Genomic DNA, 26,967 nt, shown 5'->3' on the forward strand with positions numbered 1-26,967 from the left:
ACAGCAATCATATAAAGCGGTTAATGGAAACCTATGTAGTTAGTGTTTATCTACGATATAATGATACAGAACGGTTGAGTGTCCTTGGAGCCAAAATTATTGTGAAAAAATTTATCATTACCCTCATTGGTTTGCTATTAAGTAATTCATATTATGGAATTGCTATTGCTGGAAATTCACATCATCATGCGATGAAAAATCCCTCAAAAAATTCATCGAAGTCACAGCAAAGTGCTACCATGCGATTATCAATTCAGAGGATAATTGAAAAAAAGGATAAGAAACTAGTCTTCCTCAAGTTATCTAAAACAACAAATAATAACCCAGTTACCCTAAACGATCTTGTTGAGGCACATACACAAAAGATTCATTTATTGATTATTGATGACAATCTCATGGACTACAGCCATGTTCATCCAGTTGAAACAACGACACCCGGTGTTTACCAATTTGAGTGGCAGCCTATCCTCAAAAATGCTTCTTATCGTGCATGGGCCGATCTATTGCCTGCGAATACAAAAATTCAGGAATATATTATTGCTGATTTTCCATCTCCTAAAAACATTAAGGGATTAGGAGGTCATATTGATCACCAGCCTTTATTTGAAAGCACTGTTGATGGCTATCAGTTCAAATTATCTTTTGATAAAACACCATTACAAGTGGGGCAACCAGCCATGGGTAAAATAGATATTGTTGATGCCAAGGGAAACCCAGTTCATACGTTAGAACCAATTATGGGTGCCTATGCTCACATCGTTGGTTTTAATGAAGACTTTAAAACCGTTACCCACGTTCATCCTATGGGGAAAGAACCCCAAAATAAGGCTGAACGAGGAGGACCCGAATTACAATTTCATATTGAGCCCAATAAAGCGGGATTTATTAAACTGTTTACCCAAGTACAAATCGATGGGAAAACACTTTTTGCTTCGTTCGGAATCCCAGTAAAAATACAATAGAGTTCTTTCGAAACTAGCCTTTGGCAAAAGTTGCTGATAAAAAGCTCCTAATCAAGGAGCTATGATGAAGTATGGAAATATAAAAGGTCTTGAAGACGAAAAAAGATTTGGATTAATATTTAACTTAATTGCTGCAACTTATAACATAGAGCTGACTTGATGCCAGTTTCGAAAGAAGTCTATTTTTTACAGTTAAGATATTGGAAAATAGTCAAATTCGCATAGTAAAAACAGCATTAAATAATGATGAGCCAGTTCAGATATCATACTAAATCTTTTGCATATTTCTACTTTGTTCTGCTATGCCAGATTGAAGTGTACTCTATCATGACGTCAGGCTAAAGCAGCATTATGTATTTCATCTTATCTGATAAAACAGAGAAACCCTTATGAACGGGGTAAAATAATGACATTTTATTCATGCTTATCCTTTAACAATTCTAACATTCTTCAAATATTGCATGAACGTCACTTGACATTGGACTATAGTCCATGGTTTAGACTTATATGTAGAGCTCATAGTGAAGGAGGATAAGAGTGGACAGCAAGCAATTGAAAAACATTGATCCGGCATTAGGTTTAATAGGTGCATTTTCAAAAGTAAGTTTGGGCACGACGACGAAAATTCAGCAAATGCGCCAGGAGGTTATTTTTAAAGATGGTATTTTACCTGCTAAAACCAAGACATTGATAGCGACCATTTGCGGCATTAATGCCAGGTGTGAGCCTTGTTTAGAATATTATGTACTGCAAGCCAAATCACTGGGTGCGACGGAAGCTGAACTTGGGGAAGTATTGGCTGTTGTCTCTACCATGGGCGGCTGTGTCGGTGAAATGTGGGCTTTAAAAGCCTATAAAGCCTTTATGGAAGAAAGTGGTTCACCAGATGCGTGCTGTGATCATTAAATTGAACCGAGGTGAGATTGAATGGCTTTGGCACTGACGATTGGACAAGTAGCGAGTCTGGCGGGTGTTTCTCATGACACCATTAGGCTTTATGAACGATATGGTTTGATTGAAGAACCCCCTCGTGCCGCCAATGGGTACCGCCAATATCCCGTGGAGGCAGTTGATAAGTTGCGTTTTATCCAGCGTGCCAAGACCATGGGATTTGCCCTCAAAGAAATTCAGGAATTATTGTCCATTCATCACTCATCCAAACAATCCTGTGGTGAAGTGAGATCCAAGGCACAGCAAAACCTGGCGCATATTGCTGAAAAGATTCAAGAACTCAAGCGACTGGAAAAAGCTTTAAAAGCACTGGTCAGTGACTGTGAAACACGCCAACCAGATGAACTGTGCTCAATTTTTGTTTCACTCAAACAAAAAGGGTAGAAATAATGGAAAAGATTGATTCGGAAAAAGGCGCTGAGCCCGGTAGATATTATGTGCCCATCTCAAACAATCTGAATTTCTATGCGTACCAAATGGAGGCTTAATTTGAAAACACTAATTCGCTTATTCGCCCGTATTGGCGACAAAGCCGGATCACTGGGAGCACTTGTATCCGCCATGAGCTGTGCCATGTGTTTTCCTGCCATCGCTAGCTTGGGTGCGGCCCTCGGCTTGGGCGTACTCAGCCAGTGGGAAGGCATGTTCGTCAATACTCTGCTGCCGCTGTTCGCCTGGATTGCCCTAGCTGCAAACGGTCTGGGCTGGTTTAGTCATCGGCAATGGCACCGGAGTCTGTTGGGTATAGCTGGCCCGACTCTGCTGCTGTTGTCTCTGTATCCCTGGTTCCAATACGGCTGGAGCACCTATGTCACTTACTTAGCATTGGCGTTAATGGTGGCCGTATCGCTCTGGGATATTTTTTCAGCCGCGAACAAACGCTGCGATGAAAACTGCACTGCGCCAACGAACAAAATCAACTAAAAAGCTCACACTTTTTATTGCTTGTGATTTTTACCTTTCTGTTTTAGTCCAGAAACTTTCCGTCGCACATGGTTATCAAGTTGGAGTCTTTGCCGCTCCAGCTGATCATGTGCATTATCCTGCAATAGCATTTTACTTCTTCCGGTGAACTGAACCATATCGAGTTGGGGCAGGTCTCGCAAGCTGTTTTGACCTTCGGCTGGCGGGCCTTGTCTAATGCTGAAAGCGTTGGGCTTCGTTCTGGAAAGGATGCCTCTTTGCTTTCTTTTTTTTCCAAGGGTTGTTCCAGCAATTTCATCGCTTCTTGCAGTTCTTCTTCCATCATTAAACCCGTATCGTCTTGATTGTTCATGGTGTTTCTCCTGTTCTGAAATCATTTTTTTTCGCTGGGCTTCCATATCTGGGTCAGCGAAGGTTATTGAGATTTTGTTCTGCACTGTTATTTGAAGAATGATCTTTTTAAAAAGTGGCGAGCCTTTGACTTGGATACAGTTACCGTATTGCTGCTTTGCCATTTCAATGGCTTTTTTCAGTGTGGCAATAGAACCACCTTTAGAAATTTTGATTTCCTTACCGTCATTTCTAATAACTGCCTTATCCAGCTTATAAATTGCTGTTCCTTCTTTGGTAATGGAGTCAATTCGCTCAATATCAGTTAAAGAAATATCGAACGATCTTCCAGATAAGGTATAATTACTTAGATTTTTTCGGTTTCGATAACGCAAGGCTGCTATAGCTTCTTTGTCACCTTGCTGAGCTTTTTGTTGTAACCAATCAGCCCAGGTTTTGTTTTGGTGCAAATCAATCATATGCCTTCGCTCTTTAGCGTAATTTTGGCGTATTTTTTCAATGTCATTCAGAAGGGTTTTACTGATTTGCTTGTAAAGATATTTTTTTTGAGTTCTCGAAGTGTTCATTAACTTCAAAGCTGTACGCTTGATTCGACCGCGCTTCTTGGCTTTATCAATCAGTCTGACTTTAGCTTCACGCAGATGTCTGAGCGTTTCTGAAAGTAGTGTTTTGCAATGTTCTTTTTCATAACGATAACGTGCATAGATTTCTGATAGGATCACTTTCTTGTCCAGCGGTTCATAACGATAAATATTTTGCTTGGAAATTTCAGCATTGAATGGAGATGGCTTAAATTCACCTAGTTTTGATTCCAGGTTCTTTTTAGAAAAATTCCGAGAGATGGAGCTTGCCTTAACCGTAAGTCCTCTTTCATTACAAAATACTAATCCATTGGCTCTAATACAAATCTCCAAGCCATGTTGTGCAAGAAATTTATGGATCTCATTCCAACTGTTGGCTGAATCAATTTGCACTCTACAATTTCGCTTCAGCCAGTTAATCAGACTTTCAATGCCTGAGTGCTGCTCCATATCGTCGGCGAGGTTTTCGGATCTTCCTTTTCGGGCTTGATGATTGGTTATTTCAAGTCCATACTCAATTTCAAGCTTGGATGCAACTTCGGCAAATGCCCTATAAGCTCTGTACGGTTCAATCATATTAAAGGTTTTAGGATGAATTTTATTAATGGCAACGTGAATATGAAGGTTGTCCGTATCGTGATGAATGGAACTGATTCTTTGATGTTCTTTAAATCCAATTGACGATACAACCCTGTCTTCTATAGCCTTCAATATCTCTTCAGATGGGTTTTCCCCTGGGGCAAATGATATTAGAAAATGGTATGTCTTATCGCCTTTGGCTCTTTGGTTTCGCGCCTGTGTTGCCAATACTTCATGAGTAGCCCATGTGGGATCAACACTGTAACAGTTTGATATCCTCACCTGACCCACTCGTTCCTGCTTGTTTTGTTCATCAGTTATATATTTTACCAGACTTGAAAAACTACTCAGTCTTGCTGACTTCATGGGAATGTGGCGAATAATCATAATTTTTTCACCACCTCAAACATTGCATCCTGCGTTGTCTGAATGCGATCCAACAATGCCTTAATTTTTCTGTAGTCAAAATGTGCCACACGTCTATCCTGGGTAAGCCACAGCTTAAAAAGCCCTCCAAGCCTTCCCATGTCGGCATTAATTTTGGACAGCTGAATCACATAATCTTTGTCTATTGAACTTTGGATTTGATAGCCCAGTCCAACCCGACGTAAGTATTCTGCGATGGAAAGCCCTGCTCTGGCGGCATTGGTTTTTATTGCAATTTCTTCATCAGGAAGAACGGGCACACGAAGATGGCGTCCGTGTTTTCTGGTAGGGTTTTTATTCAATTCATCCATAAGGTTGCTGACCTCTTAATAAGTGGTTATGCAATCCTTTAGGTACTGATTAATTTTTTACTTTTTGACCTCAAAAAGCAAGATACCCGTTGAGCACCGAAGGTGCAAATAAGGCTCGTGAAGTTTGGTGGCCAGCTTGCTGGTTAGCTAACTTCACCTATCTTGCCCAGAGTTATGGTGTTTCTTATAGGGATCATAACAGGTTCTTTTTCTTCTCATCAAGGTTTTTTTAACTCATGAGAAGAAAAAGAACTCAAAAGAACCTAAAAAGGTAGCTGAAAACATAAAAGAACATATATGAGAAGTAAAAAAAACATTTATAGGAAATAAATGGCATACAAAGAAACAATAAAGAACATTTTGAAAAAACATTTTTGTTGTGAATGAGGAAAATTTCTAATAAGATGTATTGATAAAGATTAATCAAAAAACCGATGGGATGAGATGAATAGTTCACTCAGTGAAAGAATTGCAAAAAGCCAAGCAAAAAAAAATGGCGCTAATAACACCAAAAATAAGGTGGCCTTTCTTGCTCTAAAGGAAGACATCATTGAAGCGTTATCTGATGGCTGGGCAATGAAAGCAATTTGGGAGACGTTAACTGAGGAAGGAAAAATTTCATTCACATACAAAACCTTTCGCTTATATGTAGCACAGTTCATTCGTGATGATTTAACGAATGAGCCGCAGGAGAAAACCAAGGAAGATAATAAGAAGAAAAGTAATGCCACTAATGAAATCAAAGGCTTTACTTATAATCCCATACCTAACTTGGAGGAACTCTTGTAATGGCCAAAATACATATTACGATGCAAGGCAAAGGCGGTGTCGGTAAATCCTTTGTTTCAGCAACCACAGCTCAGTATAAACTCCATAAAGAACAAGCAGCACTTTGTATAGACACGGATCCCATTAATGCCACATTTCATGGTTTCAAAGCGCTCAATGTTGAGCGTCTTGATATTATGGAGGGTGATGAGATTAACCCCCGTCATTTTGATGCTTTGATTGAAAAAATTGCTGCAACAGAGAAAGATATTATCATTGATAATGGCGCCAGTTCTTTTGTGCCTCTTTCACATTATATCATCAGCAACCAGGTGCCAGCATTATTACAAGCCTTGGGACATGAACTTATTGTTCATTCTGTCATCACCGGTGGCCAGGCTTTATTCGATACCATCACAGGGTTTATTCACTTAGTGAATCAATTACCAGAAGATATTCGTTTCGTTGTATGGCTAAACCCGTACTGGGGAAGAATTGAGCATGAAGGAAAGACATTTGAACAAATGAAAGTATATAAAGATAATACAGATCGGGTTACAGCACTAATTAATATCCCTGACTTAAAGGAAGAAACTTTTGGGCGAGATTTAACTGAGATGCTTCAACAAAAAATTACATTTAATGAAGCAATAAATTCCCCTAAGCGAAGTATTATGACTAGGCAACGGTTAAAACTAATTCGTGATCAGTTATTTAGTCAGATTGATAACGCCATGGTGATTTAATGTCAGAAGCTATTGATGAAACAATAAAAGAGATTGCCGTCAGGCATGGTGTGATTTTAAGTAAAGATGATCCAGTCCTCATCCTTCAAACCATGAATGAAAGACTGCTTGAGGAAACCCGAAAGTCCCAACAAGAAATGCTGGCTCGGTTTAAAGAGGAAATGGAGAACATTTCCTCTCAATGGAAAGATGATGCCAGGGAAAAAGCTGAGAAAGTTCTCAATGCTGCATTGGCTAGCAGTAAAGAGGCTATGGCAAGATTGCTGCAAGAATCTACCAGAGAATCGGTTCATGCCGTGAAAAAAATGATATCGGATTCACTGGCGGAAGCTCGTTATTTGACGCAACAGGCGCGGAAATTTAGTCAGTTTACATTGATCTCATCAATAGCAATCTTGATTGGAATTGTGTTAACGTGTTTGGTGCATTTTTTGAAGTAAAATTTATACGACTGATCGTCCAAACTGAGTCCGTCCTAATAAGATTTAAATAGGGCACCAAACATCATATTCAGCTACATATTAAGGCCGTTATTGGGATTTTTACAAGTTAGGCACTGGAAAAACAGCAGATGACAACAAATGAATAATAAATAAGGCACTTTGAATTAATGGATATTATTAAACTCAGTCAACTTGGAGAAGGTAACACGCTTGAATACAAGCGAAACACTGATAAGCTTGATTCTATTTTAAAATCAGTTAGTGCATTTGCCAATACGGCTGGTGGTATTATCTTGATCGGTGTCGAGGATAATGGAACAATCGTAGGTGTCTCCGATATCGGAAAAATACAAGAGCAGTTATCCAATTCAATTTCGAATCGAATTAAACCACAATTGATCCCTGAAATTACAGTCACTGATATTAACAACAAATCAGTTATCTCAGTACAAATTGAACATGCACCAGGCCCCTATTACCTAAGTGACAAGGGGGAAGAAAAAGGTGTTTACATTAGGGTGGGTAACTCAAATCGCCTTGCTGGACCCGAAGTCATTGCAGAGATTAAACGCTCAAATAATTATTCTTCATTTGATAAAGCTCCGTGTGATGATGTAACAGAAACTGATTTAGACAAGGCACTTGTTAAATCTATATATGCTAGTCGTGGTAGAGCGATTGATACTTCTAAACTGATGAGTTTAGGTATTTTGACAAAAAAGGGTAGACGTACCGTTGCAACCAATGGTGGTGTGATTTTATTTGGTTTGCCAGAAATTCGCGAAACTTATTTTCCTTACGCTGAAGTTCGATGTGCTCGCTTTAAAGGGACTTCACGATCTGAATTCATTGATCGTCTCAACATAGAAGGTGGTATCTTAGCTGCTATTGATGAGGTTCCAAAATTTATTCGGCGCAATACAAAAATGGCCGGAAAATTCGGTGACATGCGACGGCGAGATATCCCTGAATATCCTGTAGAAGGGATCCGTGAAGCTCTGACCAATGCAATAGCACATGCCAATTATGAAGTGACCGGTAGTCGGATATTCATAGCTATCTATGATGATCGCCTTGAAATTCAAAATCCAGGCATTATGATGCCAGGAATGAGTATTGAACAATTTAAAGCCGGTGTTAGTCGTATACGCAACCCCGTTATTGCGAAAACACTTGGTCAATTGGAGTTAATTGAGGAATGGGGCAGTGGATATAAACGTATTCAGGATGCTTGTGAGCAAGGTGGTTATCCATTACCAGAGTGGGAAGAGTTTGGATCTGCTTTACGAGTAACATTCTACCCTCACCTAGAAGTTGTGGAACTGGGTGCTGAACCTGGCACCCAGTTGGCACCTAGTCAGCACTCAGTTATCAGAGAGTTGGATCTTGACGATGAGATGATCCAGCTTATTGAATTTTGCAAAGAAAAAAGATCATTTCAGGCAATGTTGGAATATATGGGTTGGAAGGATAGAACTAAATTTAGAAGGCGTTTTGTCTCCCCATTACTCGAAAAAGGGATAATCGAAAGGACTATTCCAGAGAAGCCTAGTAGCTCAAAACAAAGATACCATATTACAAATCATGGGTTCGAAATCTTACAAAAAGTTAAAGAAACTTAGACTAAAAAGTGGCGCCGCATTACTTTACAGATAATTCGTGACAAGTGTCATTGTACTCTCGAATGTTAGTTAATGAGTCAAAGTGAACAAAATTTTACTGTGACCAAAACGTGTCTCAACTGTGACGGTGCTCTGCTGTTCTAGGCAGTTTTAGGCCGTTTTTAGTGAATTTGACGCTTCACAAGGCATTGATTTATAACGAATTTAAAACTAGAGCATAAGGCTTCGAACCAAGGTGTCGGGGGTTCGAGTCCCTCCGAGCGCGCCAATTTAAAATGCCCCCTTCCCTTTGTTAGAGTAGAGCCAAGAAAATAAAATGTTTATACAGTCCTTTAGCATATATAGGATGGGTTTAGGTTCTAAGCAACTGTACATGCTCCAAATAAGATTGACTTTTAACCTTAAAGAGTAGTAACCTAATCTCAGCTAGAAATGTCTATTTTATACTCTCCAAATCGTCGTTTTATTCATTTAATCCCTCGTTCTGTAGTTTTTAATTCTTGACCGGTTTCCGGCTAAATTCGCCTATCTAGGCATTATAATAAATATAAGGATTACTTATGTCTAAAACAGTAAATGGAATCGTTAAATGGTTTAACGAAGCAAAGGGGTTTGGTTTTATTGAGCAAGATTCCGGGCCAGATGTATTTGCTCACTTTAAAGAAATTTTAAGTTCTGGCTTCAAAACGCTCACAGAAGGTCAGCGAGTACAATTCGTTGTGACGCAAGGAGCAAAAGGTCTTCAGGCACAAAATATAATAGTTCTTTAATTTAATTAGTTAATTTTATTTACCCCCTACATCTCTTTGTAGGTGTAGGGGTTACTTGAAGGAAATAACAGTAAGGCAACATAAAATTTATGCAGGCAATTTAATCTTTGAAATTACTGAAGAGACATTAAAAGCAGAATTTTCAAAATAGAGTAAGGTAGACGAGCTTCTTCAAAGATCGCTTTACTGGCGACATCAAAGGTTTAGTTTTATAATCTTTAGCTCCCCAAAAAAATCTCAATCCTCTTTAGATATGAATGGGAAATGCGGGAAGGACGTCTATTAAAGGTAACCATGGCTCAAGAGAAATACACCTCCTGAGGAGATGTCATCGATAATTTATACTGGTTTTTAATATATTAAAGCTTTGCCCAGCAGACAAATTATCCTATACGTTTTACCCTTATCAATCCATTTTACCTATAAAGAACGAGCTGCAGCATTTATTGAACGAAAAATAGAGAATTATTGAACTGTAACAAAAATACGACATCAGGTGAGACCACACCTTATATGTATCAATGGCAATTTAGCACCAATAGGGGAAGCCGCTTCATGACTCAAACAAAACACACCGCTCAACACCTATCATTCACCCAACTCCCTCTTCGCCAAGAATTAATAACGAGCCTTACTTCTTCAAATTATGAAAATATGACCTCCATTCAAATGCACAGCCTGCCCCTAATTCTTCGAAATGAAGATATTATCGCGCAAGCAAAAACAGGGAGTGGAAAGACAGCTGCTTTTGCTTTGTCTTTATTAAATAATTTAAAGGTTTCTTTTTTTGCAATTCAAGGGTTAGTTCTTTGTCCAACTCGTGAACTAGCAGAGCAAGTAAGTCAAGTTATCCGCCGATTGGCCTGTTTGATCTCCAATGTCAAAATTATTAATTTATCAGGAGGTATACCCATGAAACCTCAGATTGATTCATTACGGCATGGTGCTCATATCATCGTAGGAACACCAGGGAGAGTTCTTAAGCATTTAAAAAACGCTTCTTTAGAGTTATCTCAGGTAAAAACTTTGGTTTTAGATGAAGCTGACAGAATGCTGGATATGGGTTTTATTGATGACATTAAAAACATTATTTCGCTTTGCCCCAAACAAAGACAAACGCTTCTTTTTTCTGCGACCTACTCCGAGGAAATCAAACAGCTTTCAAAGCAATTTATGAAAGACCCCAAAGAAGTTCATGTAGAAACTCCTCCTGAAGAAATTGATATCGAACAACATTTTTATGAAGTCTCAAAACAAGCTCAGAAATATCCCTTATTAAAATCATTACTGCTGCACTATCGACCTGTATCAACGTTAATCTTCTGTAATACCAAACAACAAACAATGGAAGTAACAGACCAGCTTATCCAGGAAGGCTTCTGTGCCCTTGCTCTAAATGGAGATATGGACCAAGTCACTCGTAATCTTGCTGTTTTGCGTTTTGCCAACCGAAGTTGCTCTATTCTAGTCGCCACTGATGTTGCTGCACGGGGACTTGATATAAAGGAACTTTCTGCAGTGATTAATTTTGATCTTGCTTTTGATAACGACGTCCATATTCACCGTATTGGTCGAACTGGACGAGCAGGAAGTAAAGGCATTGCCTTAAATATTACAACGCCAGCAGATGCACAACGAATTTGCATCATTGAAAACAATCTTCCGCAACCTATTCATTGGGGAAACATTGATGAACTAAAAAATCACCGCACTACTCCGTTAATGCCAGAAATGGTGACACTTTGTCTTGCTTCCGGTAAAAAAGATAAAATTCGTCCCGGTGACATCCTTGGGGCATTAACCAAAGATGCAGGATTAGAAGGCAACACAATTGGCAAAATTAACATCACCGACATGTACTCCTATGTTGCCATTCACAACAGTAAAGCAGATCAAGCATACCAATATTTTCAAAGTGGAAAATTAAAAGGACGCAAAGTTAATGTGCGAAAAATAAATTAATTCCAAGCACCTTAGGGATGAATTACTTAAATAAAATATTAGAGTACTTTGGGACTACAAAAAAACATTGTGACCAAAACGCGCATCAACTGCAGCCTAAGTTGTAATAGGCAGCTTTAGCCGGTCTCTGGTGAATTTGACGGCTCACAACATATTGATTTTTAAAAAAATTTAAGAATAGAGCATCAGGATTCGCACCAAGGTGTCGGGGTTCGAGTCCCTCTAAGCGCGCCATTTAAAATCGTCTCTGGCTCCAAATTCGGATCGTTGTGTATGATTCATTCAAGGATCAGTAAAAATTTGATGGACTTAACGAAAACATTTTAATCTTCCTTTTGAATTTTTAAATCAAAGGGGTAGTCTAAACTAGCTTAATTAAAATGCCCCCTTATTTGGATAGAGCCGATTTTTTACCATACTGAATTTCTGTTGTCATGTTTTTTGAACTATGTAGAGCTATACTGTTTAGAAACAGTTATTATTTTAAAATATGAAAAAATTATTTCTATTAGTATTATTTATGATAAATATGAATTACAGTTGGGCAGTTCAATGCAGCGAAGCATTAATTGATGAGGGAGATTCAGAATCTACTGTTTTAAGTAAGTGTGGGGACCCTCAGGAAAAAAAAATACTTAGCACCACCCAAGACTTATTCGATTCCTCAGGCGTACGATATGCTTCCGTTCCTTTTCTTACAGAAGTATGGACTTATCATACTCCTGGAGATTTTATGTATAAAGTGTATTTTAGAGATAAAAAAGTTACTTCAGTTGAAACAACGATACCCTAATATGCAAAGAGCAAGGACAAGCATCTTTCTTCACTAGATGAGTTAATGCTATGGAATATCTGGAAAAACAGGCAACAAAATCCAAGTTGGGCAGTCTCTAAAAATGGCTGTTGGCACAAAAACTCTGGGATTGGCGACACTTTTTCGACAGGCTCTTATTTTCCAAAATTTTGTTGGCGTTCAGTAAATGCGGCAAATGCTTTTAACAATTCCTGCTCATTAAATTCTGGCCACAATACAGGAGTATAATAAATTTCTGAATAGGCAATTTGCCATAATAAAAAATTGCTAAGCCTGATTTCCCCTCCTGTTCTAATGACCAACTCGGGATCAGGGGCTTCTTGAGTCGCCAAAAATTTGGCAAAATCTTTTTCATCAAGATTCTCGATATCTAATCGTTTCTCTGTCACTTGCCGAACAATTTGTTTGGCCGCATTGAGAATGTCCCATTTCCCACCATAATCCAGAGCAATAAATAATGTTAAACGTGAATTTTGTGCTGTTTTTTTCTCAACCTCATCCAGCATTCTTAATAAGTTTTCATTTAGTCTTTCTTTAGAACCAATAATACGTATTTTGATACCTTTACTATGAAAACGTTCTACATGATGGGATAGATAGGAAATTATAAATTTAAGAAGATGAGATGATTGTTTGTTTTGAGTTCTTTGCCAATTTTCGGTACTAAAGGAAAATAAAGTAAGATATTGGATGTTTAACTCCATACAGGTACACAGAATTTTCCATGCTGTTTTAGCTCCAATAATATATCCTGTAATCGCGGGTAAAAACCGATTTTTGGCCCAACGCCGATTTCCATCCATAATAATGGCTAAATGAGAGGGGTATTTCATCTTCATGATAATCTCTTCAATTGACCAAAATAATGAATAAACGGTTTGCTTGCTAACGCAATATTCAAAACTTGAGGTAGCCAGGGAGTGAATACTTGAGGGCATTCTGAAAGCTTTTCCTGTAGTTTATGAATGTTTATCCAGCAATAATTATCAACTTCAAGGGGATTAGGATGAACGCTCTGCTCAACCCAATAGCCAATTAAAACATGGTCTATCTCATGCTCAAACATATTATTATTCAATTCGGCAAAATACTGGAATACTCCAACTTCAATCAAGGTTACTTTGATACCCATTTCTACAAATAATCTCTTCTTTGCATCCTCAAGTAAATCATTGTCAGGTTGCGGATGACTGCAACATGTATTAGTCCACAGCCCTCCTCCATGATATTTGATATTGGCACGCTGCTGGATAAGGAGCTCGATAGTGTCTCTATTTTTGCGAAATACCAATATAGAATAAGCCCTATGGAGTTTCCCTTCTCGATGGGCAGACAGTTTATCCATTATTCCTATGCAGTTATCTTGTGGGTCGACTAAAATAACATGGGTGTTTTGCTCTTCTAATGAATTATATGACATAATTTTTATCCAAATCATGGTCAAAACGGATGCAAGAAATCCATCGTTTTTTCAAATTAACTAACTCCATATAAAGGCAATTAATGCTGCAACTTGCATACTAATCATAGAAATCTGAAGATGACTAAGAAGCTTTTTCATCAGAGGCTTATCTGTTTGATTATTAAACAAACACAGTTGCAAATACAACGAATAAAAACCAGCTATAAACGCTAAAATAATAGAACTGTAATTTACAGTTTGAGTAATGCTGTAGACACCAAGAGTCGCAATGAGTAAAGAGAGTAGAACCGCGCTGCAAGTAATGAGAAAAGTTAACTTAACTCCTAGTACAATAGGAATGGTTTTTCGTCCACTCACTTTATCTCCCTTGATATCCCGCACATCATTCAATGGTGAAATTGCCCATGAAATGAGGAATGCCAAGGCCAAGAAAGGCCAAATTTCCCATGAGAAGTGATTCGATGCAGCAACACCTACAAGGGCTGCTAATACGGAAGCTACAGCAGTAGCTATTGTTTTGATTAAGAAATAAGTCTTGAGGTGAATTTTCGGATGTGAGTAAGTGAACGCTAATAATAAACTAAACAATCCAATGAAGAGATTGTAGATACTAAGATAAATTCCTAAGAGTAATGCGCTGCATAGGCAAAAAATAGAAACAACCAATATGGTACGATATAAAGTGACATCATAGGTAAAACTTGTCACCTCATTATTCATACTGTCTTCTTCAAAATCATTCAAATCATTGTAGAGATATGTCCCAAATCCCGCAAGATAAACTGTTAGTACAACTAAAATACTGGTCGATATCTTATAATCAGGTCCAGCAGAAGCCAGATAAGTTAATAAAGCAAAAATGGGACGATAGATAACTACTATACGAGATTTTATTAGTCTAATTAGTGTTGTAGTAAAATTGGTTATGGGGAAATTGCTACTCATGGATTTCATAAAACCTCCAAAATATGCTTTTAAAGCACTTCATCATGACTGACCAATAAACATAAATAAAAACTGCCTACACCCCTCGATCTCTACGATGCCAGCTCTTCTTTTTTAGTTGAATTTAGTATCAGAGGATGTAATTGGATAGGGAAATCAGAAGGAGGAGGCTCTTTCCATAAACTTAAAACATGACCACCAAAACCTGAGCCCACTACTTTACAGGCTAATGCATACTCTTTTAATTGCTGAATGTGATTATGTAGTTGGGGAGATACTAAGCCCCATTCATAAAAGCATTCGTTTCCAGCTGCTAGCCCTTGAGCCAAAATATGCAGACTCTCATCATTTTTTTCTTCTAATGCACTTTGAATTAAGAGAACGGCTTGTAACATTTTTTCATAAATAATTTCTGATTTTTTGGGATTTTCTTTTTTTAACTCCTGGACTTTTTTAACACATGCTCCAGTAATACTGCTTTCATTGGAGGAAGAAATATAAAAAAGAGGTTCCCAGGCTGGGTTCATCTCACATAGTTCACGATTGGGAAAATATTTTATTATGTTCTTAGCCGTTACGCCGGCAATATCTACACCACTACTTTGTTTATGAAACATATTTTCCAACTCTACTGCAAACTCAAATAATTCAGAACGAGGTAATAACCCTTGATAGATAATCCACTCTGTAATGGCAACGCATAGCGCAGCGGAAAAACCTAGACCTCCACAAGGAGTGATGGTTGATTTAATATCAAAAACACCTGTAATTTTATGAGGATCTTTTTGTAATAGTTCATATGCTTTATAAATCGCCGGCCATAATATAATGCCAAAAGAATCATTAGCTTCAGCAGATATAAGATCCATCGTTTTTCTTTTACCAGACTCATAACCCAGGGTTAAATTATACTGATGAAATGGAGCAACAATTGCATAACCACGTTCGAGAATAAGGTGTTCCCCAGCTAAAATACATTTTGCTGGTACGTTAATTTTGAAAGTCATTGCCGTCTCTACCATCTCATTTTTTATTCATAGCATAAAAAAAAGTATAGCTGATAAATTTTAAGTTTTATGGGCTGTATGCGTGGAATTAATTCGCAATTATTTAAACTTTCGAAATCACAAAGAATATCCCGCAATGTATAAAAATACTACACATTGAGTTATTGTGTGCTAAATTTATATATACGTTAATTTTCTTGATGATGTCTATGTTGGGTTTTAAAGTCTGTATTCCTGCCAAATGCATATTAAGCGGAGAGTTTATTAATAACCAGAAAGGATATGCAATTATCAGTCCATTTGAGCGCTATAAATTAGTTCTAAAATATTATCCTAATGAAATCAAAACAATCCGAACAATTACCGGAGAGGGATTTAATTCCACCCAGATAATTCTATGGTCTGTGATAAGCCGGGCTTTGGAATTGCTCGGTAAGGAATGCTCCTTGTTAACAGGATATTTTGAATTAAATTGCAACATCCCTCCATGTAATGGCTTGGGTTTTTTTGCTGCTCTTTATTATGCCGTGGCTGAGTGGCTTGTTTATTATGGCCTCATGCAAAGAAGTAATTTGTTTGATTTTACATTAAAACTCGAGAGCTCACTCAGGGCAAGCAGCAATGGCGCCGATATTGCAGGAGTAATGTCACCCAGCCTCATCATGTACTCCTATTCACGGGAAATTAAAAAATTAAACCCCACATGGCACCCTCATCTTTATATATCAAGTACCAAAGAAACCACGATAAGTGACGATTGCATGCAAAAAATTAATGAAATGAGATTATTGGAACCCTCTAAAGCCGCTCTTGTTGACGAAAAAATGATAACTTCCTCTATTGAAACCAGACATGCTTTGGAAAGTAATCAAAAGTACAGATTATTCTTGCTAGCGGATGCACTTAATCTCGCGAATGAATGTTATTTTGAATGGGGACTCATATCAGAGCGAGTTAAGAATCATATAGATATTCTCAAAAAATATGCTTTAGCGTGCAAGATCATAGAGGCAGGTTATGGAGGATACGTTCTAAGTTTATGGAAACAAGAGCCTACAGTAGATCTGCCATTCAAGTTGTATCGCGTAAATATCTAAATTTATACCCTCAAGTCATTTGTAAGGAGTAGCAAGGTGAATAAAGTTGGTTTCTCTTCAATAGGGCTTCATTTTCCATCAATTTTTCTTTCTGTAGAAAATCTGGCAAAACTAAGAAATGTAGACCCCGATAAATATACTATCGGGCTGGGTTGCAGAAAAATTTCACTTTGTCCTGAAAATATAAGCGTAGTCGAATTGGCTGTAGAGGCAGCAAAACGTGCCCTTTCTCGATGGGGTGGCACACTGGATGATATCGGTTTGTTAGCAGTAGGCACTGAAAGTGCACCAGACATGAGTAGGCCTTTGAGTGCATTTGTAGCAGAGAAATTAGGCATTCACGGTGCCGTTCGATCCTATGAAGTCAAACATGCCTGTTACGGAGGTACATTAGCTATTAGACAAGCTTTAGAGTGGAAACTTGCCAATATTGCCCCCAAAAAAGCAGCATTGGTGATTGCTGCTGATATATCTCTCTATAAAGTGGGTGATCCAGGAGAACCCACGCAAGGAGCTGGTGCTGTAGCATTTATCATTGATACTCCCGATATTGCTGCAATAGATTCTGTATCATACCCTTTCAGCAAGCCAGTATTTGATTTTTGGAGGCCGGAGAATGAACCATTTCCTTTAGTCAATGGGGATTTTAGTCTTGAATGTTATAAAAAAGCCGCACGTACCTGCTTTAAGGCATTGTGTATTGATAAAAACATTGAGTTTGCCAATTTGTTTGATGTCTATAAGGCACTTTGTTTTCATGTACCCTTCCCTAAAATGGTGAAAAAGGCTTTTGCAGACATATGCCTATCATCAGGAATAGATCCTGAACAATGTGAACAGCTCTTCCTGGAGAAAGTTAATCCCACCATGGAGTGGAATTCTTTAACAGGTAATTCTTATACGGCGAGTTTATGGGTTTCTGTTGCGAAAACCTTATGCGGCTTACATGCTGGCGATCAAATCACTGCTTTCTCCTACGGTTCAGGCTGTGGGGCAGAATTGCTTGTACTGAGGGCAGGTAACCTGGCAGCAGAGGGTAAATGGCGTGAGGATGTGAACAAGGATTTGGAAAACAGAAAAGAAATTAATGCAGAAACCTACATGCAAATGCGTCGTCGTGATAAAAAAGAGTCCCACTTCGTCGAATCCCTAATAAAAGGATGACGATAATGAATTGTCAGTTATCGGTACCTGCAAAAACGTTCATTTTGGGAGAGTATCTGGTCCTTAGAGGTGGGATGGCGATTCTGCTCACTTCCTATCCTTCCTTTGTCCTTAATGTTTCTGCTGGGAAAGATGCACCTAGTTTTTTGTCTGAACCTATCAATTATGAAAGCCCTGCAGGAAATTTTATAAATCGGCACCTTAATTTTTATAAGAATTTTAGTCTTGAGTTTTTTGACCCCTATAAGGGGATAGGAGGATTAGGTGCTTCAAGTGCGCAATTTGCCCTGGTTTACGCCCTTAAAATGCATTTGAAAAACGGGACGGATGAGGAGTTGTTCCATGCTCTTGAAGCATATTCTCATAGTGCGTGGAATGGTGAAGGTTTTGCGCCAAGTGGTGCCGATATCATTGCTCAGTTAAAAGGCGGGCTTTGTTTATTTCATCCAGAAAAACAAACTATCAACACCATGGAATGGCCATTTACTTCATTGGATTATTGCCTGATTCACACAAACAATAAGATTACTACACACAATCATTTAAAAAGCCTGGACAAGCTTGATGTCAGTGGGTTGGATAATATCGTTGAAGAGGGTCTGAGTAGTCTCGAAAAAAAAGACGCCGGGTTATTTGCTAAAAGTATCAGAAGATATAGAGAAAGTTTGGAAAAAAAACAATTAGTTCTTCACGAAACGCAGATGATTTTGCGTCAAATAGAATCCCAACCTTATGTTTTAGCTGCAAAAGGCTGTGGTGCCCTATGTGCCGATATTATTTTTGTTTTATTAGAATCTGAAAGTAAAGGATCTTTTATGGAATGGTGTACCAAAAAGAATTTACGGGTTATTTACTTGGGACAGGAACTTGGGGATGGGCTCAAATGGAAATTTTTTTAACGTATCGAGTTATTGTAGATGAACAATATTGGTTTAAATAGTAAAAAAGTATGGGAAGGTTTTTCCAAGTTAACTAAAAAAGAGAAACTTGAAAGGCTAGTTGAAACGGGTTTTTTGGATCCCCAGTGTGTCGTTGAATTGCAGCATGGAGGAACGATTAAAGAAGAGCTGCTCGAAACATTAATCGAAAATCCAATTGGTTGGTTTGGGATTCCATTAGGAGTTGCCGTTAATTTTTGTATCGATAAAAAACATTTTATTATTCCAATGGTGATTGAAGAACACTCCGTTATCGCAGGTCTCAGCAAGGCAGCTAAGTTTATTAACCTTCATGGGGATTTGAGTACCGAAATTTTAGGGAAACATGCTATAGGTCAAATTCAATTTGCATGTCTTCGTGATCCAGTTCGTTTTGAGAAAAAAATTAATGAACAGAAAGAGTTTTTTCTCCACCAGGTAAATCAAACAGTTCTCAGTTCCTTAATTAAGCGTGGCGGAGGGGCATCAGACATTATTGTTCGAACTATAGAACGGCCCGATAAAAAAATTATGGGTATTTTACATGTATTAATTGATCCAAGTGATGCAATGGGAGCCAATAGAATTAATCAAGCCTGTGAGTTTTTGCGAGAGCTAATCGAGGCGCACACACATGAAGAAGTAACCATGTGTATCTTATCCAATTTGTCTGATCAAAAAATCACTGCTGCTAATGCAGTAATTTATGACATTGATCCAATCTTGGGAAAACGTATTGAAGAGGCCTCGTTATTTGCTCAAATAGACCCTTATCGAGCTGCAACAAATAACAAAGGGGTTATGAATGGCATTGATGCGGTATTAATTGCTACAGGTAATGATTGGCGAGCGGTTGAGGCTGGAGTCCATGCCTATGCAGCCAGGAATGGACAATACAGTTCCATCACGAAATGGGAAATGCGTGAAGGAAATCTATATGGGCGGCTTGAAGCTCCAATTCAACTGGGAACGGTAGGAGGAGTAACGCAAATTCATCCGATTGCTAAAATTTGTCTCGGTATACTTGGGATCACTCGGGCAGATGAACTTGCCCGAGTAGTTGCCGCTGTAGGGTTGATACAAAATTTTGCTGCATTAAATGCCCTCGTTTCTGATGGTATTGTTAATGGCCATATGAAATTACATATAAAAAATTTGGTTTTGTCTGTAGGTGCGCAAAAAGAAGAGATACCTCTTTTAAGTCAAATTCTGATAGGAAAATTAGAGCAAACTCATTGTGTTAACGAGACTGATGCACTCGAAATCCTTAAGGAAATAAGACAAAACACTTAGGGAGTTTTCGGGAATCGCTCCAGTCTTTAGGCGAATAAGATTGGCTTTTCAGCTGCTCTTTGTGTGGTAACAACAAAATGGTTGACAAGGTGGAACAACATTATGAATGCAGAAATTTATCTTAAGGAATATCAAACACGAATTAATCATTTCCTAAGTAATGGAACCTGTTTATTGCCAGCAGAGAATAAACAACCTGCTGAACTGCATAAAGCGATGAGATATGCAGTATTAAATGGAGGAAAGCGGATACGTGCAGCTTTAGTATATGCTACAGGAGAAGCACTAGGGGCTGATTTTGATGTGCTAGATCACATTGGTTCTGCTATTGAAATGATCCATGCTTTTTCTTTGATACATGATGATTTACCTGCATTAGATAATGATGATCTACGTCGGGGTAAACCTTCATGCCATAAAGCATTTTCTGAGGCTACTGCTATATTAGCTGGTGACGCGTTACAGACCCTGGCTTTTGAAACTATTGCCAGTTTGGATAAAAATAAAATTGCAGTTGAGATTGAAATAGAAATGATTCGCCTCCTGGCGCGAGCAATTGGGTCTTTAGGGATGGCTGGAGGGGAAGAGCTTGATATTGAGATGAAAGATAAGGATGTAAGTTTAAATGAATTAGAAAATACTTATAAACTAAAAACCGGATATTTACTTACCGCGAGTATTTTACTGGGCGCCCTCGCTGCCAATTGTCATGATAAAAATATTTTAAATAATTTACAAAAATTTGGAGATTATATCGGATTAGCATTTCAAATCCATGATGACATTATTGGAATTGAGTCGGATACCCAGACTTTAGGTAAACATCAAGGTTCGGATCAGGAAAGAAACAAACCTACTTATCCAACCCTGATTGGGATGAGAAAAGCGAAGCAAAAAGAAAACGAAATTTTCAATAAAGCCTTAAAACATTTAAACAAAACGGGTATTCCAGTGAATAAATTAGAAGCGATAGCTCGTTATGTGGTAAATAGAAATTTTTAGAACTGATTCACACTTTTTTACGCAACTCCCAAAGCACTGCACATGAGCTTAACATAAATAAGGGGAATTGCTTAATCTTCGCCAATGGCTTGAGAGTTTATTAAAATGCTCTGCTTATTTGGGATCCTGTTTGAAATTATCATATGAAGCATCATAAACTAAACTCTGGGCAGGCTTAAATAGCAGTTGGATAATATCTAGAAATCAGAGGTTGGAATCAAATAGTGACCTTACATTCTCTCAAGACCAAGTGGTTATTTTCTATGTTTTTTTTCAGGAAGGTTCTTCCTGCGGCCCTCATGAAACACATAATACAAACCAGGCAACACCAGTAAAGTTAAAAATGTAGAAGAAATGATACCCCCTATCACGACTGTTGCTAGCGGTCTTTGTACTTCCGAGCCGGTGCCTGTAGCAAGCGCCATCGGTACAAACCCTAATGAGGCAACTAATGCAGTCATGAGTACTGGTCTTAGTCGTGCTAGCGACCCCTGCAAGACAGCGTCTTTTAAATAGAATTTTTTCTGTTCCCGCAATTTATTGATAAAGGTAATCATCACAAGACCATTCAGTACCGCCACACCAGATAAAGCGATAAATCCAACTCCAGCAGAAATCGACAGAGGAATTCCCCTAATCCATAAAGCGAATACGCCTCCTGTTAAAGCAAGAGGAATTCCTGTAAAAACTAATAGCGCATTTCGTACATTGCCAAAACTCATAAAGAGTAACAAAAAAATTCCAGCCAAGGTGATGGGAACCACTATTTGCAGTCGTTGAGAAGCAGATTGTAACTGTTCGAACTGCCCCCCCCAGGCAATCCAATAACCGCTTGGTATTTTGACATTATTCTCAATACGTGCTTTTGCATCGCTAACAAAAGTACTCAGATCACTATTTCGAACATTCGCTGTGACGACCACACGACGCTTTCCAGTTTCACGGCTTATTTGATTCGGCCCCTCACTCCGAACCATTTTGGCAATCTCGCTTAAGGGAATAAAATGGTGTTCGCCATCTTTGGAAATAGGAAGTGGTACAAAGACTTGTCGCAATACATCAGGGGCAGTACGTAGCAACTCAGGCAATCGAACCACAATATCAAATCGCTTATCCCCTTCAAACACCTCCCCACCTTTCTGACCACCAGTAGCAGTAACTAATACATCTTGTACGGTACTTATCTGTAAGCCATAGCGGGCTAGTGTCTTACGATCGATTGCAACCGTTAAAAGAGGCAAACCGCTAACTTGCTCTATTTTAACATCCGCAGCACCGGGTACTTTATTTAGCTGGGCACTAATGGCTTCTGCTGTTTTTAACAACACATCCATATCGTCACCGAATATTTTTACAGCAACATCACTTCGCACCCCTGAAATTAATTCATTAAAACGCATTTGAATAGGCTGGGTAAACTCATAATTATTTCCAGGGATTTGTTGTACCGCTCTTACAATTTCTTGTACTAATTCTTGTTTGTTTTTGCCAGGACTTGGCCACTCTTTACGCGGTTTTAAAATAATAAATGTATCTGCAGCATTTGGCGGCATGGGATCGGTTGCCACTTCTGCTGTACCTATTTTTGCAAAAACAGCTTTGACTTCGGGAAATTGTCTTATTCTTTCTTCAACCATATCCTGCATGAGAATGGATTGCGACAAACTGGTGCCTGGAATACGCATGATTTGCATCGCAATATCGCCTTCATCGAGGTTTGGAATAAATTCACCACCTAAATGAAAAGCAATAGGAAGACTAATCAGTACCAACGCCAAAGCAGCCCCTATAATCCGCTTTCGCGCGTGAAAACAAATTCGTAATATCTTGCTGTAACCTACTGAAAGAAAGTGCATTAAAGCATTTTCTTTATCTTTAATGGATCCACGCAAGAAAATTGCCACCGAAGCAGGCACAAAAGTTAATGCAAAAAGCATGGAGGCTAAAAGTGCGATAATTACGGTTTCTGCCATAGGCAAAAACATTTTGCCCTCTACACCAGTTAAGGTAAGAATGGGTAAATACACTACAGTGATAATAAACACGCCAAAGATACTCGGTCTGATCACCTCGGTTGTGGCATAGAAAATAACTTTTAACCGCTCTTGCAAATTTAGGATGCGCTTATTTAGATATTGCTGTTCACCCAGGTGTTTCATGCAGTTCTCAACAATAATGACCGCGCCATCAACAATCAAACCAAAATCAAGTGCGCCCAGGCTCATCAAATTGGCACTGATTCGATTGGTAACCATGCCGGTTATTGTCAATAACATCGATAAAGGAATTACCATGGCTGTTATGAGTGCTGCCCGAATGTTACCTAAAAATAAAAATAAAATAACACATACTAATAGCGCGCCCTCCAATAAATTTTTCTTAACCGTATTGATTGTGGCATTCACCAACAAAGTTCGGTTATAAACCGTAACGGCTTCAACCCCATCAGGAAGTGACTTATTGATTTCTTTCATTTTGGCGGCAACGCGTACCGAAACAGTACGGCTGTTTTCACCCATCAACATAAATACAGTCCCTAAAACCACTTCCTTTCCATTTTCAGTGGCTGCCCCTGTACGCAATTCCTTACCTAGGCCAACATCCGCCACATCCCGGATGTGAATAGGAGTTCCTTCATAACTCGCAATAACAATATTTTCAATATCAGGAATATTATGTACCTGACCTGGTACTCGAATTAAATTTTGTTCGCCATTCATTTCAATATAGCCTGCGCCCACATTGGCATTATTTCGTTTTAGAGCATCAACGACATCAATTAAACTTAAACGATAACGAACAAGTTTCATGGGGTCTGGAGTAATATGAAATTGTTTCTCAAAGCCACCTATAGTATTAACCTCAGCAACTCCTTCCACATTACGTAATTGAGGTTTGATAATCCAATCTTGAATGGTACGAAGCTCTGTTGAATTATAACGTTCACTTGCTGGTACATTAGGTTTATTAGTCACTGTATACATAAAAATTTCACCAAGACCAGTAGAGATTGGTCCTAATGTAGTTTCAACTGCAGGAGGCAGTTTATCCTTGATTTCTTGTAAACGTTCATTAATAAGTTGCCTGGCAAAGTAAATATTTGTGCCGTCTTTAAATACAACCGTGACTTGTGATAAACCATAACGAGATAAAGAACGCGTATAATCGAGGTTTGGCAAGCCGCTCATTGCTACTTCAATTGGAAATGTAATGCGTTGTTCTACTTCAAATGGAGAGTAACCTGAGGCCTCAGTATTAATTTGTACTTGGACGTTAGTAATATCGGGCACTGCATCAATAGGCAAGCGTTGAAAGTTGTAGATACCCCAAATTGCAATTACCAATGTGAATAAGAGAACAAACCAACGATGCTTTAAAGAAAAACGAATCGTAGTTTCAAGCATGTTTATCCTTAATCCCCGTGGCTTGCTTCATTTTTACCAAGCTCCGTTTTCATAAAAAAGCTATTTTTACTTACATAGTGCTGGCCCGCATCAAGACCTGAAATCACTTCTACCCATTTATTATCTTTTTGTCCTAGGATAATTGGAGTTGCTTCAAAAAAGTTACCCTGCTGTACAAAGAGTACGTCGTGCCCTTCCATCTGTTGTATCGCCGAGAGAAGAACAGCAACAGGTACTTTTTTTTCGTTAATAATAATCATTCCATTCACGTACATCCCAGGTAACCAAATTCGTTGATCATTCGCAAGAACTGCGCGTGCCAAATTGGTCTGGCTGTCTTCAATGCCTAAAGGTGAAATATAAGAAATCGTACTTCTGGACTTTGGTTTTCCTTCGTCTCCAGTCACGAAAACTTCCATACCATTTTTCACTAGAGGAGCATCTTTGCGATATAAAGTAAAATCAGCCCATACTGTAGCTAAATTGGCTACTTCATATATCGGTTTCGTGTTTTGGGCCAGGCCTCCGCTGGTTGCATTTTTTTGCACTATGGTCCCGTTAATAGGGGCTGTAATGGTGTAATTTTGCAAACTCTCATTACTCTCAACAGTCATTAATACCTCACCTTGAGTCACCTCATCACCCAAATTTTTGGTCATCGCCTTAATTATCCCTGGGTAACGTGCATAGATGGGCGCTAATGTATCTTGATTAGGAGTAATTTTACCGAATACTTTCAACCGAGACTTGATGGTTTGACTTTGAGCCACCGCAGTCTGAATATTTGCTGCTTTAAGAACTGCGGGAGCAATTTTGACCCGACCTTCATAACTTGAGTAACTCCATTTAAATTGCTTTCCTTGAAATTCAAGTTGAATCGCCACATCAAAAGAATGAGGTGCGTGTATTACTTGCTCACTTTGTAAAAAATCGTCAGCCCGATTAAAAGTAATCGTCTCTTTTTTTCCATTAAATCGCGTCAGCTCAACTGTCAAATAAAATTTTTCAGGAGCAGTAAGAGCGCCAGCTTTATACAGATAAGCACGAAAATGTGGGGGCATTGCACGTTCAAAAATAAAAAGTTCGAGCGCTATAGTTTCATCTTTTAATAAACGTCCACCATGGGGGCCTTTTTCCAAAGTTTCTTTTTGATTTTCTTCATTTGTCCATACAAAAAAAGAACAAATGCTTATTAAAAAAATAATTAAAAACAAAAAGAAAGGGAAAAACTTTTTGTGTTTCATTGAATCTCCTTACCGGATTTAAGCCCCAAAAGACCTGTAAGTTGAATGAGGTTTTTATGATATTCAGCATGAGCTTGTTGGTAGTGGCGCTCTTCTTCGAATAAATTGTTTAATGCATTGGATAACTCAACGTAAGTATATCGACCCATTTGATAACCATCTTGGGCCAACTTTATTGATTTGCGTGCTAAAGGCAGCAAAGTCTTCGTTACTAATTGTGCTTCATAGCGATTTTGCTGAGCCTGCAAAAAGATATTGTATACATTCTGACGGACATCAAGGCGTGCTCCCTGATATTCATGAGCGGTTTGCGTGTATTGGGCTTCCGCAGTCATTATTTTCCCTTGATTGCGATTTGAAACAGGAACTTCTGCAAAAGCAGAAATCACTGCAGCATTACTCCCGTCATCAGAAAAGTGACGGCCACCCAGCTGAATATTTAAATCAGGCCAAACTGATTTTTTAACTGCAGTAATAGTTGCTCTTTTTGCCTGGAGTTGTAATTGCATTTGCATCAATCTGGGACTTTGTGGTAGTTTTTTTCTTAAATAAGACCACTTTAATGTAATGCCCGGCAGTCCTTTATCTACCAAGGGTTTATCCACTGTTAATCCCTCACCAAGTAAGCGTGCCAGTTTTGCACGTTGCATTAATACTTCGCGTCCTGCTTTCTTTTCTTGAATTCGTGCATCTCCTAATCGAATTTGTGCCAAACGCAAATCTAACTCAGCTCCCGCACCTGCCTTCACGCGACGATCAATTGCCGATACAATATTTTGATGCAAGCGAGTTAATTTTTGTGTTACTTGATGCCATTGCCCGGCATAAAGCGCGTCAACATAAGCAATTCCCACCGACATATATAAGGTTGCCTTCTGAACATTTATCTGTGCTAAAGAAGCTAAATAGTCCGCATAAGTTGCTTTTTTCAAGTATTGAAGACGTCCACCTAAAGGAATAGGCTGAGTCATTGAAACCGTGGTTTCTGCCGCTTCATAACTGGAATAACTACCAGAGCCGCCAAAATTCTCCGCCGTTAATGTCAATTGTGGATTGGGATAAAGACCACTCTGAATAAAATATCCACGCATGGCTTGCGCTTTATCCATTTCTGCCTGAAGCTCTGGATTATTACGGCATGCAATGTCAAAAGCTTGATGAAAAGTCAAAGAGGATGCATAGGCGATTGCTTCATGCAATATAAGGTTCAATGTAATTGTAATCAATAAATTTATGAAAAAACGCATTCCCTACCTTCAAT

The 26,967-nt window shown here is 38.6% G+C and carries 25 protein-coding genes; 16 read left to right on the forward strand and 9 right to left on the reverse strand.

Annotated features, from left to right (window positions below; translation table 11 throughout):
• Window positions 1–101 precede the first annotated feature (101 nt).
• The 4 genes from KYQ_RS10460 (at window position 102) to merC (ending at window position 2,837) form a co-directional block, all read left to right on the forward strand.
• Complete coding sequence (locus tag KYQ_RS10460; protein WP_027220167.1) at window positions 102–962, forward strand: DUF8832 domain-containing protein; 861 nt, start codon at window positions 102–104, stop codon at window positions 960–962.
• 537 nt (window positions 963–1,499) lie between these two features.
• Window positions 1,500–1,868, forward strand: coding sequence for a carboxymuconolactone decarboxylase family protein (locus KYQ_RS10470; RefSeq protein ID WP_019350049.1), 369 nt, complete (start codon window positions 1,500–1,502; stop codon window positions 1,866–1,868).
• Window positions 1,869–1,889: 21 nt separating this feature from the next.
• Window positions 1,890–2,297: a heavy metal-responsive transcriptional regulator gene (locus KYQ_RS10475; protein WP_019350050.1), complete on the forward strand. Its 408-nt coding sequence runs from the start codon at window positions 1,890–1,892 to the stop codon at window positions 2,295–2,297.
• A gap of 105 nt (window positions 2,298–2,402) precedes the next feature.
• Window positions 2,403–2,837: an organomercurial transporter MerC gene (gene merC / locus KYQ_RS10485; RefSeq protein ID WP_027220168.1), complete on the forward strand. Its 435-nt coding sequence runs from the start codon at window positions 2,403–2,405 to the stop codon at window positions 2,835–2,837.
• 14 nt (window positions 2,838–2,851) lie between these two features.
• On the opposite strand, the gene traI is transcribed toward merC, so the two are convergent.
• Window positions 2,852–4,735, reverse strand: coding sequence for a TraI/MobA(P) family conjugative relaxase (traI, locus tag KYQ_RS10490; protein WP_019350053.1), 1,884 nt, complete (start codon window positions 4,733–4,735; stop codon window positions 2,852–2,854).
• On the reverse strand, window positions 4,732–5,085 hold the full coding sequence (gene traJ / locus KYQ_RS10495; protein WP_019350054.1) for a conjugal transfer transcriptional regulator TraJ: 354 nt from the start codon (window positions 5,083–5,085) through the stop codon (window positions 4,732–4,734). Before traJ ends, traI begins: the two co-directional genes overlap by 4 nt.
• Window positions 5,086–5,529: 444 nt before the next feature.
• On the opposite strand from traJ, the gene KYQ_RS10500 reads away from it, so the two are divergent.
• The 7 genes from KYQ_RS10500 to KYQ_RS10540 all read left to right on the forward strand — a co-directional run bounded on the left by KYQ_RS10500 (window position 5,530) and on the right by KYQ_RS10540 (window position 12,189).
• Window positions 5,530–5,874, forward strand: a complete 345-nt coding sequence (locus tag KYQ_RS10500; protein ID WP_019350055.1) for a TraK family protein — start codon at window positions 5,530–5,532, stop codon at window positions 5,872–5,874.
• Entirely contained in the window at window positions 5,874–6,599 is a 726-nt protein-coding gene (locus KYQ_RS10505; RefSeq protein WP_019350056.1) for an ArsA-related P-loop ATPase, read from the forward strand. Before KYQ_RS10500 ends, KYQ_RS10505 begins: the two co-directional genes overlap by 1 nt.
• On the forward strand, window positions 6,599–7,039 hold the full coding sequence (locus tag KYQ_RS10510; protein WP_019350057.1) for a conjugal transfer protein TraM: 441 nt from the start codon (window positions 6,599–6,601) through the stop codon (window positions 7,037–7,039). Before KYQ_RS10505 ends, KYQ_RS10510 begins: the two co-directional genes overlap by 1 nt.
• Before the next feature lie 170 nt (window positions 7,040–7,209).
• Window positions 7,210–8,664 (forward strand): RNA-binding domain-containing protein, encoded by a 1,455-nt coding sequence (locus KYQ_RS18365; protein ID WP_019350058.1) that lies wholly within the window; start codon window positions 7,210–7,212, stop codon window positions 8,662–8,664.
• 560 nt (window positions 8,665–9,224) lie between these two features.
• The gene (locus KYQ_RS10520; protein ID WP_010654232.1) at window positions 9,225–9,434 is read left to right on the forward strand and encodes a cold-shock protein; all 210 of its coding nucleotides are present in this window, start codon (window positions 9,225–9,227) and stop codon (window positions 9,432–9,434) included.
• Window positions 9,435–9,989: 555 nt separating this feature from the next.
• On the forward strand, window positions 9,990–11,396 hold the full coding sequence (dbpA, locus tag KYQ_RS10530) for an ATP-dependent RNA helicase DbpA (protein WP_019350060.1): 1,407 nt from the start codon (window positions 9,990–9,992) through the stop codon (window positions 11,394–11,396).
• 520 nt (window positions 11,397–11,916) lie between these two features.
• Window positions 11,917–12,189 (forward strand): DUF2845 domain-containing protein, encoded by a 273-nt coding sequence (locus KYQ_RS10540; RefSeq protein ID WP_231294541.1) that lies wholly within the window; start codon window positions 11,917–11,919, stop codon window positions 12,187–12,189.
• Between the two features lie 155 nt (window positions 12,190–12,344).
• Here KYQ_RS10540 and uppS read toward each other — a convergent pair whose 3' ends face one another.
• The 4 genes from uppS to KYQ_RS10560 form a co-directional block, all read right to left on the reverse strand.
• A complete protein-coding gene (gene uppS / locus KYQ_RS10545) occupies window positions 12,345–13,049 on the reverse strand; it encodes a polyprenyl diphosphate synthase (protein ID WP_010654235.1) in 705 nt (234 codons plus the stop codon).
• Entirely contained in the window at window positions 13,046–13,630 is a 585-nt protein-coding gene (idi, locus tag KYQ_RS10550; RefSeq protein WP_010654236.1) for an isopentenyl-diphosphate Delta-isomerase, read from the reverse strand. Before idi ends, uppS begins: the two co-directional genes overlap by 4 nt.
• 60 nt (window positions 13,631–13,690) lie before the next feature.
• A complete protein-coding gene (locus tag KYQ_RS10555) occupies window positions 13,691–14,587 on the reverse strand; it encodes a UbiA family prenyltransferase (protein ID WP_010654237.1) in 897 nt (298 codons plus the stop codon).
• An 83-nt stretch (window positions 14,588–14,670) separates the two neighbouring features.
• On the reverse strand, window positions 14,671–15,585 hold the full coding sequence (locus tag KYQ_RS10560) for a mevalonate kinase family protein (protein WP_010654238.1): 915 nt from the start codon (window positions 15,583–15,585) through the stop codon (window positions 14,671–14,673).
• A gap of 209 nt (window positions 15,586–15,794) precedes the next feature.
• Between KYQ_RS10560 and KYQ_RS10565 the strand changes: the two genes are divergently transcribed.
• The 5 genes from KYQ_RS10565 (at window position 15,795) to KYQ_RS10585 (ending at window position 21,058) form a co-directional block, all read left to right on the forward strand.
• Entirely contained in the window at window positions 15,795–16,682 is an 888-nt protein-coding gene (locus KYQ_RS10565) for a hypothetical protein (protein WP_019350061.1), read from the forward strand.
• 36 nt (window positions 16,683–16,718) lie between these two features.
• Window positions 16,719–17,846: a hydroxymethylglutaryl-CoA synthase family protein gene (locus tag KYQ_RS10570; protein WP_010654240.1), complete on the forward strand. Its 1,128-nt coding sequence runs from the start codon at window positions 16,719–16,721 to the stop codon at window positions 17,844–17,846.
• Between the two features lie 5 nt (window positions 17,847–17,851).
• On the forward strand, window positions 17,852–18,745 hold the full coding sequence (locus KYQ_RS10575; protein WP_010654241.1) for a hypothetical protein: 894 nt from the start codon (window positions 17,852–17,854) through the stop codon (window positions 18,743–18,745).
• Between the two features lie 18 nt (window positions 18,746–18,763).
• Window positions 18,764–20,056: a hydroxymethylglutaryl-CoA reductase, degradative gene (locus KYQ_RS10580; RefSeq protein WP_010654242.1), complete on the forward strand. Its 1,293-nt coding sequence runs from the start codon at window positions 18,764–18,766 to the stop codon at window positions 20,054–20,056.
• 102 nt (window positions 20,057–20,158) lie between these two features.
• Window positions 20,159–21,058 carry a polyprenyl synthetase family protein gene (locus KYQ_RS10585; protein ID WP_010654243.1) on the forward strand — a complete coding sequence of 300 codons (900 nt, stop codon included), beginning with the start codon at window positions 20,159–20,161 and terminating at the stop codon, window positions 21,056–21,058.
• A gap of 254 nt (window positions 21,059–21,312) precedes the next feature.
• On the opposite strand, the gene KYQ_RS10590 is transcribed toward KYQ_RS10585, so the two are convergent.
• From KYQ_RS10590 to KYQ_RS10600, 3 genes are read right to left on the reverse strand one after another with little or no spacing between them, the layout of a single operon-like run.
• A complete protein-coding gene (locus KYQ_RS10590) occupies window positions 21,313–24,462 on the reverse strand; it encodes a CusA/CzcA family heavy metal efflux RND transporter (protein WP_010654244.1) in 3,150 nt (1,049 codons plus the stop codon).
• An 8-nt stretch (window positions 24,463–24,470) separates the two neighbouring features.
• The gene (locus KYQ_RS10595; protein ID WP_010654245.1) at window positions 24,471–25,706 is read right to left on the reverse strand and encodes an efflux RND transporter periplasmic adaptor subunit; all 1,236 of its coding nucleotides are present in this window, start codon (window positions 25,704–25,706) and stop codon (window positions 24,471–24,473) included.
• On the reverse strand, window positions 25,703–26,953 hold the full coding sequence (locus tag KYQ_RS10600; protein ID WP_010654246.1) for a TolC family protein: 1,251 nt from the start codon (window positions 26,951–26,953) through the stop codon (window positions 25,703–25,705). The genes KYQ_RS10595 and KYQ_RS10600 overlap by 4 nt, the downstream gene beginning before the upstream one ends.
• Window positions 26,954–26,967: the final 14 nt, after the last annotated feature.

The sequence above is a fragment of the Fluoribacter dumoffii NY 23 genome (genome assembly GCF_000236165.1).
Taxonomy (GTDB): domain Bacteria; phylum Pseudomonadota; class Gammaproteobacteria; order Legionellales; family Legionellaceae; genus Legionella; species Legionella dumoffii.